The 11,889-nt window shown below is 72.6% G+C and carries 7 protein-coding genes; all 7 read left to right on the top strand.

Features of this window, described 5'->3' with window-relative positions:
* Position 1: 1 nt before the first annotated feature.
* From FHT37_RS06280 to FHT37_RS06310, 7 genes are read left to right on the top strand one after another with little or no spacing between them, the layout of a single operon-like run.
* Positions 2-2,140 carry a putative baseplate assembly protein gene (locus FHT37_RS06280; RefSeq protein WP_183479548.1) on the top strand — a complete coding sequence of 713 codons (2,139 nt, stop codon included), beginning with the start codon at positions 2-4 and terminating at the stop codon, positions 2,138-2,140.
* Between the two features lies 1 nt (position 2,141).
* Positions 2,142-4,958: a hypothetical protein gene (locus FHT37_RS06285; protein ID WP_183479550.1), complete on the top strand. Its 2,817-nt coding sequence runs from the start codon at positions 2,142-2,144 to the stop codon at positions 4,956-4,958.
* A gap of 24 nt (positions 4,959-4,982) precedes the next feature.
* Complete coding sequence (locus FHT37_RS06290) at positions 4,983-5,969, top strand: hypothetical protein (protein ID WP_183479552.1); 987 nt, start codon at positions 4,983-4,985, stop codon at positions 5,967-5,969.
* Between the two features lie 4 nt (positions 5,970-5,973).
* On the top strand, positions 5,974-8,142 hold the full coding sequence (locus FHT37_RS06295; protein WP_183479554.1) for a phage tail protein: 2,169 nt from the start codon (positions 5,974-5,976) through the stop codon (positions 8,140-8,142).
* Positions 8,143-8,162: 20 nt separating this feature from the next.
* The gene (locus FHT37_RS06300) at positions 8,163-9,008 is read left to right on the top strand and encodes a hypothetical protein (RefSeq protein ID WP_091724619.1); all 846 of its coding nucleotides are present in this window, start codon (positions 8,163-8,165) and stop codon (positions 9,006-9,008) included.
* Between the two features lie 11 nt (positions 9,009-9,019).
* On the top strand, positions 9,020-9,895 hold the full coding sequence (locus tag FHT37_RS06305) for a hypothetical protein (RefSeq protein WP_183479556.1): 876 nt from the start codon (positions 9,020-9,022) through the stop codon (positions 9,893-9,895).
* Positions 9,798-11,858, top strand: a complete 2,061-nt coding sequence (locus FHT37_RS06310; RefSeq protein ID WP_183479558.1) for a DUF4157 domain-containing protein — start codon at positions 9,798-9,800, stop codon at positions 11,856-11,858. The genes FHT37_RS06305 and FHT37_RS06310 overlap by 98 nt, the downstream gene beginning before the upstream one ends.
* The last annotated feature ends 31 nt before the right edge of the window (positions 11,859-11,889 follow it).

An 11,889-nucleotide genomic window follows, 5' to 3' on the forward strand; every position in this document is an offset into this window, starting at 1 on the left:
CATGAGCATCCCCCTGCCTCAACTCGACGATCGTCGCTGGTCGGACCTGGTCGAACAGGGCCGGGCACTGATCCCGCTGGTCGCGCCGGCGTGGACCGACCACAACGCATCGGACCCCGGCATCACGCTGATGGAGCTGCTGGCGTCGGTGGCCGAGACGGACCTCTACCGCCTCAACCGCTTCACCGACGCGCAGAAGCGGCGCCTGCTGGCGCTGATGGACATCCGGTGCGCGCCGCCGCGGCCCGCGACGCTGGTGAGCGAGCTGCGCATCGCGGCGGGGCCGTCGCCGGTCGTGCTGCCGGCCGGCACCGAGTTCGACGGCATGCGGCTGGACGCCACCGCGGCGCCGCTGCGCACGACCGCGCCGGTCGAGGTCGTCGACGCGGCGCTGCGCGCCGTGCAGCGCAAGGACGCGGCCGGGTTCCAGAACCTGACGGCGGCCTGGTCGCGGCAAGAGCCGTTCGCCGCCTTCGGCGACGACCCGGCGGTCGGCGCGGAATGCCAGATCGGCTTCGACCGCGCGTTGCCGGCGGGGCGGTGGTCCCAGGTGTTCGTCTGCATCGAGGGCGATCAGGCGCGGTTGAGTGAGCGGGCCCGGTTGGCCGAGGAGGCGCCGATCGACGCGCCGCTCGTCCATCACGGCGCGCGCCTGGCCTGGGAGTACTTCGCCGACGACGGCGCCGCCGGCCGCTGGCTGCCGCTGGAGGTCGACGACGACACCCGCTCGTTCAGCCTCAACGGCGCGCTGCGGCTGCGGCCGGGCGCGGCGATGAAGGCGTCCGTGCTGGGCCGCGTCGCGCAGCCGCAGTGCTGGGTGCGGGCCCGGCTGGTCGACGGTGCCTTCGATGCCGCGCCGCGCCTGCGGCGGCTGCTGCTCAATGGCGTCCAGCTGGAGCAATCGACGCCGGTCTGGACCTCCTGGCCGATCGCGCCCGGCACCGTCGTGACCGGCGGTCCGATCACGCCCGGGCAGGGCGCCGCGCTGCGCCTGACGCTGCAGCAGGGGCGGGTCGTCGCGCTGTCGGTGGACGCCTCGGGCGAGGCGCCGGTCTTCACCGTGCTCGCCTACACCGCGGCAAGCGCGACCGACCCGGGCCTGCTGGCCGTCGACGGCACGCTCGCCGGCACGGGCAGTGGCGAGCCGTCCCAACGCCTGACGCTCGCGCAGCGGCCGGTGGTCGAGGCGTCGCTGCGGCTCTTCTCCGTCGAGGACGGCCATCCGCGCGCCTGGACCCGGGTGGACGACTTCAGCGCCTCGTCGCGCTCGGACGCCCACTTCACGCTCGATCCGACCAGCGGCGAGGTCGTCGGCGGCGATGGCGAGCGGGGTCGCGTCCTGCCGCGCGGCTGCCAGATGGTCGCGTTCCACGCGTGGACGCGGCCGGCGCCGGCGGTCGCGCGCATCGACGGGCTGGCCGACAGCCCGCGCAACCGCGTGTTCCTGCCGGATGCCGGCGCGATCGGGCGGATCGCCGCTGGTGTGCCGATCGTGCTGGAGGACGCCGCGCCGGCCGAGACGCTGGCGCATGCGTTGGGTCGCGCGATCGAGCAGCGCGAGGCCCGCCTGCGCGCGGTGACCCGCGAGGACTTCGAGGCGCTCGCGCTCGCCATGCCCGGCCTGCGCGTGGCCCGCGCCATCGCGCTGCCCAACTTCTGTCCCGGCCTGGCCTGCGTGAACGCCCCTGGCATGGTCACCGTGATCGTGCTGCCATTCCTGCCGCTCGGCCGGCCGTTCCCGAGCCGCGGCTTCCTCGACCGGGTCGCCGCGCGGCTGGAGACGCGCCGGGTCCTCGGCACGCGCGTGGTCGTGGCCGGACCGGGCTACCTGGAGGTGGCGGTCCGCGCCCGCGTCCAGGCGCTGGACGGCATCGACCGCCAGCGACTGGCCACCGAGGTGTCGGCGGCGCTGGACGGGTTCTTCGACCCGGTGAGCGGCGGCCCCGACGCCGCCGGCTGGCCGCTGGGCCGCGACGTCTACCGCGCCGAGGTGATGCAGGTGATCGACCAGACGCCGGGCGTGGACCACGTGATCGCGCTCGAGCTCGTCGCCGAGGGCTGCGCGCCGAGCTGCGGCAATGTCTGCCTGCGTCCGGACTGGCTGGTCGCCGCCGGCCGCCACAACATCGAGGTGGCCTGACATGTCGACGCCGTACCGCCGGGATCTCGAACGGCTGCAGTACTGGCAGGGCCAGACGCTGCGCAGCCGCGACGCGCGCGACCAGCAGCGCTTCGAGGCGCTGCGCCGCCAGCTGCACAACCGCGCGCTGCATGAGACGGGCGGGATCGCCTTCGGCCTGGTGAGCGCTGAAGTGACTGAAGACGGGACCGGCGAGGTGACCGGCATCGAGGTCGCCTGCGGGCTGGCCTACGACCGCCGCGGCCGCGAGCTGATCCTGCAGCGCGCGCGCCGCGTGCCGCTGCCCACCGAGGCCGCCTGGCTGGTGCTGCGCCTGCGCGCCACGCGCCGCGGCGGCGGGAACGGAAGCGGGACGTGCTGCGTGCCCGACGAGCCCGGCTGCGTCCTGGACGACGCGCGCCTGCTCGAGAGCGACGTGGAACTGGCCTGGGTGCCGATCGCCGCGAACGAGGCGCCGGACGGCGCGGTGCTGGCCCGCTACGACGGCGGCTTGAAGACCGACTTCCGCCCGCCCCGGGTCCGGCCGCTGGCCCGGCCGCGGCTGGCGCGCGGCGAGACGGTCGAGGGCGGCACGCCCTGGGAACCGTGGATCGTCGAGTCCCCCGACGGCCGCGGCGGCATCGTCAGCAAGGTGGTTGGCGTGCAGACGCGGGTCGACACCTCCGCCAGCGGCTTCACCGAGGTGCCGCGCTATGTGGCCAACGTGCAGGCGCGCAGCTGGAACCTGGCCAAGGCCGAGTTCGCGCCGGCCTTCTTCCCCGAGGTGGCCGATCCGGCCGTCGACGGCTTCACCTTCCGGCTGCTGATGGCCGAGATCGGGCGCCGCCGCGTCGCCGCCTGGTACGGCCAGACGCGGGTGTCGGCGATCCGGCGAGGCGCCGGCGACCAGCTCTCGATCGACCTCGACGACGCCGCCGTCTTCAAGCCGAACGACGTCATCGCGCTGCTGCGGCCGCGGGCCCGCACAGCGGTGTCGCTGACCGCGGCCGAGGGATCGACGGTGACGCTCTCCGCGCCGCTGGACGGCGTGCGCGTCAACGACAGCGTGCTGGCGCTGGGCAACCTGCCGCGCCTGGCCGAGGTGGTGACGGTGCCCGACGACAGCGCGGCGATGCTGGCCGACTACACCGCCGCGCCGGCGATCAAGAAGGGCGACGTGCTGCACCGGGACTCGGACGGCGCCGTCGCGCTGATCGACGGCGTGAGCGCCGGCCGGATGACCGTGGAGCAGCCGCCGCCGGCCTGGAAGGAAAGCGACGAGCTGCACGTGGCGCGGATGACCGACGCCATCGACATCAAGCGCGCGACGCTGTCGGCCGACGGCAAGTCGCTGCAGCTGGAGCTGAAGTCGGCGCCGCAGGGATTGGACAAGGGCGCGCGGGCGGTGCTGCTCGACGCGGACCGGCAGCCGCTGGCGACGGCGCCCGAGGTGACGGTGAGCGACGGCGCGAAGCTCGAGCTGCAACCGCCGCCGACGGCGGCCGAGGTGGCCACGCTGACGCGCGCGGTGCCGCTGTCCGGCGGCCTGACGATCCAGCGCCTGGTCCCGAAGGCCAGCAGCGAGGTGGGCGTCAGCGACGTCGCGCCGTTCGCCGTGGGCGACGTCGTGGCGCCGATGCGGGACCTGTCCCTGGTCGCGGTCGTCGACAAGATCGTGAAGAAGCGCAAGGCGCTGGTGCTCAGCGCCGGGCTGGGACTGGCGGTGGGCGATCGGCTGGTGGCGGCGGACTGGTGCTGCGCCACGACGATCGACGCCTTCGAGCCCAAGCGGCCGAACGAAGTGCGCGTCGGACGCGCGAGCGCCGCGCGGGTGAAGGACGTGCTGCGGCTGCGCGTGGCCGACGGCGCCGAGTCGCCGCCGCCGGCATCGGTGGCCGCGGTGACGGGCACGCTGCTGGGCCTGGGGTCGCCGCTGGTGGAAACGGCTCGCCGGCTGGACCTGCTGGCCGTCGGCCGCTTCGGCCGCGTCGCGACGGTGGTGGCGCAACAGACCGACGAGACACGGATCACGCTGGCCGAGTCCGCCGCCTTCGCCGTCGGCGACTGCGTGATGGCCTGGCCGCTCATCGGCAGCGTGACGCTGGAGAGCGCGGTGGCGCAAGTGGTGGCGATCGTCGGGGTCGACCTGGTGCTGTCCGGGTCGCCGGGGGCGTTGGCCACCGGGGACCGGCTCGCGACGGTGCACTGGCGCGACAGCGCGCGGATCACCCGCGTCGATGCCGATCCCCGGGAGCTCGATGTCGCCGACGACCTCGTCTTCGGCCCGAACGACGTCGCGGGGCTGCTGGTCCATCACGCCGATGTCTCCAACGGCGCCTACGTGCAGCAGATCGTGGGCAACACCGTCACGGTGCGGCCCACGCTGGCGCAGGGCGACGGCATCGTGGACCAGGGCTGGATCGACGGCGGGCTGGTCGGGCCGGCGGCGCTGACCTGGGACCCGGCACGGCCCATGGACTTCCCGGCCACCTGGCAACCGCTGGTGCGGATGGACTCGGCCGGCGGACTGGACGGCCGCGCGATCGCGACCTTGTACGGACTGGACCTGAACACCGGCGTCTACCAGTCGCGCGGGGCCTGGCCGTATCCGATCGACGCCGAGCTGCACCTGTACGCGGTCACGCCGGCGACCACGCCGGCCTACCGCTTCCGGCCGGAGACGCTGTCGCTGATCACCAGCTTCAACAGCGACTTCCCGGCCGCCTTCGTGACTTTCGCGCAGAAGAAACGGCTGGTGGTGCGCTGGTTCGGCTGCCAGCAGGAGTTCCGGCCCGTGACCGACTGCCCCGGGCAGACACCCGGCGATCCCTGCGCCTGACCCCTGAGGAAGGAACCGGACATCATGGCCCTCATCGGTGACACCCGTTTCGCGGAGCGCAGCAGCTTCTTCAACGGCCAGCGCCTGTTCGCATCGGACCTGCAGGAGCTGGACGACTTCAACCGCCAGATGCGCTGGCTGCACAACCAGAGCCTGCACCAGCCCGGCATCGGCGCCGGGTTCGCCACCACCGGCACCAAGGGTGCGCGCGAGGTCTCGATCCAGCCCGGCTACGCGATCGACGCCCGCGGCCGCGAGATCGTGCTGGCCGACGCGGTGGTGCAGCCGGTGCCGCCGGTGGCCGGCGACGACTTCGGCGCGCCGGTGTTCTTCGACCTGACGGTGTCCTATCCCACCGAGGCGCTGGAGGTGGCCGAGACGCGCGAGGGCGCGTGCGGCGCCACCGGCGGCGCCATCCGGCTGCGCGAGACGCCGGTGTTCTGCTGGGTGCGGCTCGGCCCGGCGCCGGACTACCTGCCCACCGATGCGAAGCTGCGCGACGCGGTCGTCAACGGCACCCAGCTGCGCCTGGCGCGGGCGCAGGTGCTCAACTGCCGGCTGGAGCAGCCGCTGTCGCTGGCGCAGCGGCGCAACGCGCGGCCGGCCGCGCAGCCCTACGTGGCCAGCGGCCTGGTCGCCAAGCCGGCCTGGACGATGCCGGCGGCCGGCGCGGGCGCCTCGGGCTTCGGGCTGCAGTTGGAGGCGGTGGTTGACACCACCTCGGCCGGTTTCCGGACCATGCCCTGCTACTCGGCGCAGGTGCTGGGCCGGCGCGATTTCAGTTTCGACGTCGGCGATCGCGACGTGGTGCGCCTGGTCGACGGTTTCGTGATGTTGCTGGCGGCGGACAAGGTCGGGTTCAAGTTCTCGATGCTGGTGCCGGACTCGCTGCTGGCCAGCCTGCCGCCCGGCGCGGACGATCCCGATCCGCAGAGCGAGGACTTCCGCAAGCAGCTGCTCAAGCAGGTGCGCGACGAGTGGCGCATCGAGTGGATCGGGGTGGAGGGCTGAAGCCATGGGCGCACCGGACCTCCGACCCTTCCGTCATCTCAACGAGGACGGCCTGTGGCCGCGTTTCCATTGGCGCGGCCTCGCGCGCGGGGACGACGGCGCGCTGCGCCTGGCGGCGCTGCCGGTGTTCGAGGGCGAGTTGCCCGCGGCGCTGGGGACGCTCGCCGACGCGCAACCGCAGGGCGGCGTGGCCGTCGATGCCGGCGGCACCGTGTTCTTCACCGATCCCGCGGGGGGCGTGGTGTCGTGGATCGAGGGCTGCTTCGGCGCCATCGGCCCGGTGCCGTGCCTGGGTGGACCGGGCAGCGATGCGACGCGCTTCGATGCGCCCGCGGGGCTGGCGATCGCGCCGGCGCGCGGCGCGCTGTATGTCGCCGACGCCGGCAACCACCGGGTGGAGGTCTTCGACCTCGGCAGCCTGGCGCTGGTGGAGGTGCTGGAGGGGTTCCAGCTGCCGGTGTCGCTGGCGCTGGACGAGGCGGGGCAGCTCTACGTCGCCGACCTGGGCGACGGTCGGGTCGAGTGCATCACGACGTGGGGCGACCGGGCACCTGCCTTCGGCGACGCGGTGCGGGCCAGCGGGCAGGCGGATCATCCGTGCGCGATCGCGTGGTCGGACGGACGGCTGTGGGTGCTGGACGCCCAGACGCATCAGGTCACCGCGTTCACGCCGCAGGGCGCGCCGATGGAGAGCATTCCCACCGGCATCGAAGGCGCCATCGCGCTGGCGGTGTCCGGCGATTCGCTGTTCATCGGCGATCCGGGGCGGCGGCGGATCGCGGTCTGGTCGCGCGGTCAGGACGGGTCCTTCTTCCACGCCGGCGATGCCGCGGGCTATGAAGGGCCGGTCGCCGCGCTCGCGATCGACGGTCGCGCGAGCGCAAGCGGCGGCAGTGGCGGCGACGGCGACGGCGCGTTGTGGGTCTCGCCTGGCGGTGGCCTCGCGCCGCTGCGGCTGGCGCTGCAAGGCAGCCATGCGGCCGAAGGCTGGTTGTGGAGCGACGCGATCACCGTCGACACGCTCGATCACGTCTGGAACCGGCTGCACGCCAGCATCGACCTGCCCGCGGGCAGCCATGTGACCTTCCACATCGCGACGGGAGCGCTGGCCGCGCCCGTGCCGCCGCCGACGGCGGACGGGCTCTTCGCCGCGCCGTGGCGCGCGGTCGGCGCCGACGTGACCGATTTCTTCATCGACCTGGACGACACCGGGCCGCAGCGGGCGCTGTGGATCGGCGCGCGCTTCGCCAACGACCTGCACGGCACGCCGGTGCTGCGCCAGGCGCGCGTGGACTTCGACCAGGCCAGCTACCTGCCGGACCTGCCGGGGATCTACCGCGAGCGTCCGCCGTCGCTGTACCCGGACCGGCCGCGGGACAACTTCCTGCTGCGTTACCTCAGCCTGTTCGAGAGCTTCTTCCGCGAGATCGAGGCGACGACCGGCGAGTTGCCGGCGCTGCTGGATCCGGCGGGTGCGCCGGACGAGGCGCTGGACTGGCTGGCCGGGTTCCTGGCCGTGCCGCTGTCGCAGACCCAGGACGAGGCCACGCGGCGCGCGTCGATCGCCGGCGCCTGGGCGCGCCATGCGCGGCGCGGCACCGCGGCCGGGCTGGGCGAGGCGCTGCGCGACGAGGCCGGCGTGCGGGCGGTGATCGAGGAACCGCTGCAGGCGCTGGGCTGGTGGGCGCTGCCGGCGCCGTCGAGCTCGTGCAAGCCGGGACAGGCCGGGACCTGGGCTGACGGCGGAGACTCGGTGCTCGGCTTCAACACGGTGCTGCCGGCGTCGGAACCGCAGGGTGCGGTGCTGGGCAGCACCGCGACGCTGGACCGGTCGCGGCTGATCGCGTCCGACGCCTTCGGCACGCCGCTGTTCGAGGAGGCGGCCTACCGCTTCCTGGTGCGGCTCTATCCGCGCGACTTGCACTGCGCCGACACGCTGGCGCGGGTGCGGGAGATCGTCGAGCGCGAGAAGCCGGCGCACACCCTGTGGCAGCTGTGCGCGATCGCGCCGGGGCTGCGGGTGGGATACCAGGCGAGCCTGGGCGTGGACACGCTGCTGGGGGGTGGTCCGCCCGAGCCGGGCCCGCTGGGCGAGGGCGCGCTGGTGCTGGGCGGGGAGCCGCGCGCGCGCCTGGGCGTGGACAGCCGCGTGGGTGCGCGGGCGCAACTTTGATGGCCATCAGGAGAAGGCACATGCGAGACGAATCGGTCGAATGCGAGGCGCTGCGAAGCTTTTCGCGTCCGCGCTACTTCCACGGTCAATTGCTCGACGTTCGTCATTTCGAATCCGAGCAGGCCTATTTCAAGCGCAAGCAGTGGATGCTCAACCGCCTGGTCGCCGGCTTCGGCGTGGTGTGCGGGCTGGACGTGCAACTGGGCGAGGACGACCACAGCGTGGTCGTGATGGCCGGGCTGGCGCTGGACAAGCAGGGGCGCGAGATCGTCGTGCCGTCGCGGTCCAGGCCGCTGGCGGTGCCGTCGCGCGCGGCGCCGCCGGCCGAGTCCGAGTCGGACCCCGTGCCGACCGGCGCCGCGGCCAACGCCGCCGCGGCCGCGCGGGGACAGCGCAACGGTGGCCGCAACGGTGGCCGTGATGGCGAGGGCCACTGCGACGACGACTGGATGCACCTGGTGGTCTGCTACGAGGAGTGCCGGACCGATCCGGAGCCGGTGATGGCCGGCGGCTGCGACACCGCCACGCGCTGCGCGCCGGGGGCGATCCGGGAGGGCTACTCGCTGGTGCTGCGACCCGGCAAGGCGCCGCACATCCCGGTGGACGCCGACATCCCGGGCCTGATCAAGGGCAACAGCGTGAACTACCAGGCGCTGGCGGAATGGGTCAGCCGACCCTGCGACTGCGACACCGGCGCGGGCTGCATCACGCTGGCCAACCTGCATCTGCCCGCGGCGGGGCAGACGCTGGAGCTGTCGGACATCGACATCGCGGTCCGGCCGATCGTCTACGGCGCCGACGTGCTGTGGGAACTGGTGCTGGCGCTCAGCCATGAGTCGCAGGCCCGGCGCGGCGGCAAGTACTGAAAGGAACGACCATGGCTTCAATGACGACAGGCTCGGGCGACTGCGGTTGCGGCGGGGGTTGCGGAGGCACCGCGACGAGCGGATCGGGCACCGGCGCGCGCGGCGGGATCGAGTGGCCGCGTTTCTTCCCCCGGCAGCTCATCACGCCCGACGACCTCACGCTGGGGCAGGACTACTTCCGCGACCGGCTGCGCCGCATGAACCGCTACCTGCACGGCTGGGGCGTGGTGTGCGGCGCCCGGGTCGAGGCCAGCACGCAGGCCTGGCGCGTGGTGGTGCAGCCGGGCTACCTGCTCGGGCCGCAGGGCGACGAGATCATGATCGAGCGCGACGTGTGCTTCGACCTCCGCACCCGTTGCGTGTCGGCGGTCAGCGGCGATGCCTGCGACGACATCGCGATCGACCCGCTGTGCCCGGACCGCACCGTGTCCACGCGCGATCCCGGCGCGCCGCTGTTCGTCGCGGTGCGCTACCGGCAGGTGGCCGCGCGGCCGGTGCGGGTGCAGCCGGTGGGCTGCGGCTGCGACGACACCGGCTGCGAGTTCTCGCGTTGGCAGGACGGGTACGAGCTGTGCGTGCTCGATGCCTGCCCGGAGTCGCATGCGTCGCCGCCGTCGATGGCGCAGTTCACGGAACCGGGCGCCATCCCGGATTGCCCGCCATGCCCGACCGATCCGTGGGTGGTGCTGGCCAAGGTCACCGTGGACGAGCAAGGCAAGGTGAGCGCGCCGGACAACTGCGCCTGCCGGCGGCAGCTGCGAACGACGGGGCCGTATTGGTGGAACTGCAATGAGGGCACGCGGTCGGAGACCCAGCCCGGGTCGGCGACGGAGGCGGGGACGAAAGCGGAGACGAAGACAAAGGCGGATCCGGCCCGACCCGCTTGACGGCAGGACGACCGTGCGAACGCCCACGCGAAAGGCCCCCTCCGAGCGCGCGGTCGACGCGTTGCGTGGCGCGGGAGGGCGGCCCCTGCCGCCCCAGGTGCAGCAGGAGGCCGCGCAGCGTTATGGCTTCGGTTTCGGCCACGTTCGCGTGCATGACGGACCGGGGGCGCATGCCGCCGCCGGCGCCTTGCATGCGTCGGCCTACACGGTCGGCAGCGACATTGCCTTCGGCGCGGGGCGGTATGCGCCGGAGTCGCCGCAAGGGCGCGCCTTGCTGCGGCATGAATTGCGCCACGTCGCACAGCAGCATTGGGCGGTGGCGGCGCGGGAACCGGTGGTCGATGCGCCCGATTCCCCGCACGAGCAGGATGCCCGCACGCTGCTGGCGTCCGACGTGCCGACCTTGCCCGTGCAACGCATCCAGTGCGCACCGGAGGAAGAGGCGCCGTATTCGCTGGGAACCGGGCTGATCGACACGGTGGGACGCAAGGCCACCAGCGACGCGTCCTGGCCGTTCATCAAGGCGGTTCTCGAGGGATTCGTGGGCGGGTTGAAGGCCGATGTCCGCGCGGGCCGCGCCGACGCCGCCAAGGCGCATCTCTCCGAATTGATGGTGCCGTGGAACGCCGCCAGGTTCTACGGCGGGTACCTCGTCGGGCTGGTCATCGGCCTGGTCAGCCCGATCACCGACCTGGTCAAGGGCGTGGTCGGCCTGGTCAGGCTCGGCCTGTCCGGGCTGGAGTGGCTGGCGAAGTGGTCGCCGCTGGGGATCGCGGTGAGTCCGGAACGGCAACGCAAGATCGCGGAGCTCAACGTCCGGCTCAACGCGTTGATGGGGGAACTGGGCGGTGCGCTGGCGAGCTTCGTGACGGATCCGAAGGGCACGGTGCAGAAGTTCTCGGGACTGCTCGACAACCTGATGCAGATGGCCCAGTCCAAGGCGCGGGACATGGGCGCGAGCGGGGCGCATGCGATCTTCGACCTGCTGGGCAAGGACTTCTACGAGATGGGCAAGGGCATCGGGGAGGTGGTCGGCACGCTGGTCGCGCAGGTGCTGATGCTGGTGTTCAGCGAGGCGATCGGCAACCTGATCGCCAAGGGCGCCAGCCTGGTGGGCAAGGCCGCGGAGTTCGTGGCGGGCAAGGCGGTGCAGGCGTTCGGATGGATCAAGGGCGTGTTCTTGGAGGCCGGCGCGCTGCTGCGCAAGGCGGTCAATGGGGCGCTCAAGTTCTTCAAGGGCGTGGTCGACAAGGCGGTCGAGGCCTTCGACGCGCTGGTGGCGGTCTTCAGCGAGGCGGCGGCCGGCGAGCAGGCCGCGGCCGGCGTGGGCAAGGGCGTCGGCGGCGCGGTGTCGACCAACATGGAATCGCGCATGGTCAGCGGCGCCCGCACCACGCCGACGACCGTCGCCGACCTCAGGACGCCGAAGGTGCATCCGTCCAACACGTCGACAGGGACGTCCGGTTCAGTCCGGAGCTCCAGTGTGCAGGGGCCCCAAGACACCGGTGAAGCGCTTGAGGAACTTCAGGCGACGAGGGACGCGGGGCATGGCAAGGACGCCGCGAGCATCGGGACAGGCATCGAGTCGATGGAGGTCGAGGACTGGGCCGCCGAGCTCGCGGGCAAAGGCTATGAGACTTTCCCGAGGAATCGCTTTGGCGACGCCAGGGTCGGTGGCCGAAGACTGAGTTCGATGTTCACCGATCAGCGGGCTCGTCCGGATCTCATCGGGATCAACCATGCGGACAAGACCATCATCGTGGGCGATATCACCGCCAGGCCAGGCACCCTGGCAAAGATCCCCGGCGCGATCGGTCAGGAGGAAGGGCTGCATCTGGAAAAGACGATCGAGTACGCGAAGCAGTTGAGACGCCAATTGCCGCGCGACCTTGGGTACAAGGTCTTTGCCCAGGAGCGGCATTGGAGCACCGGGACGAAGACCAAGTTGATTCAGATTCTGTGACCCGCGCCTCTGCGTCGGGCCCCGCGTGACG

It is taken from the genome of Mitsuaria sp. BK037 (assembly GCF_014193045.1).
In the GTDB taxonomy this organism is placed as follows: Bacteria; Pseudomonadota; Gammaproteobacteria; order Burkholderiales; family Burkholderiaceae_C; genus Roseateles.